Origin of the sequence: Nonomuraea ceibae (assembly GCF_019396325.1) — a bacterium.
GTDB lineage: Bacteria > Actinomycetota > Actinomycetes > Streptosporangiales > Streptosporangiaceae > Nonomuraea > Nonomuraea ceibae.
In genome coordinates this window covers 1-524 of record NZ_JAHKRO010000260.1, presented here as the reverse complement: position 1 = coordinate 524, position 524 = coordinate 1, and the positions used below count along the sequence as shown (strand labels likewise).

The following is a 524-nucleotide window of genomic DNA, read 5'->3' as shown; positions in this document are numbered from 1 at the left end:
CGGGCCAGGCCCAGATCGTCGAGCGCGGGCGGGCGCAGCCCGTGCACCAGCTCGCGGACGTCACCGGCCACCGCGTCCATGCCGGTACGCAGATCCTGCAGAAGGGCGTCGGCGGAATCGGGCGAGTCCTTGAGCCGGCTGCGCGCGATGTTGATGATCATCGCCATGCTCGACAGGCTCTGGCCGAGCCCGTCGTGCAGGTCGCGGCGCAGGCGGCGGCGTTCCTCCTCGCGGGTGCTGAGGATCCGTTCGCGTGAGCGTTGCAGGTCGGCGGCCATGCGCACGGCGTGGGCCACGTCGGCGGCGTACGGGGCGAGCGTGGCCAGCACGCGCTCGTTGTGCGCGGCCGGGAAACGCCGCGGACCGGGCGCGCCCACCAGCAGACGGCCGACCTGCTCACCGTGCCAGACCAGCGGCACCCGCCGCGGCGCTGCGCCGACGCGGCCGTTCTCGACGTAGCGGGGCTCGCCGTCGGCGACCTCGACGGCCACGCCCTCCACCGCCAGCCCGTCCTTCAGCACCGC

The 524-nt window shown here is 74.8% G+C and carries 1 protein-coding gene; it reads right to left on the bottom strand.

The window, feature by feature from the left end; translation table 11 throughout:
• Positions 1-524: histidine kinase (locus KME80_RS49855; protein ID WP_219520133.1), on the bottom strand; the 524-nt coding region annotated here is incomplete at both ends.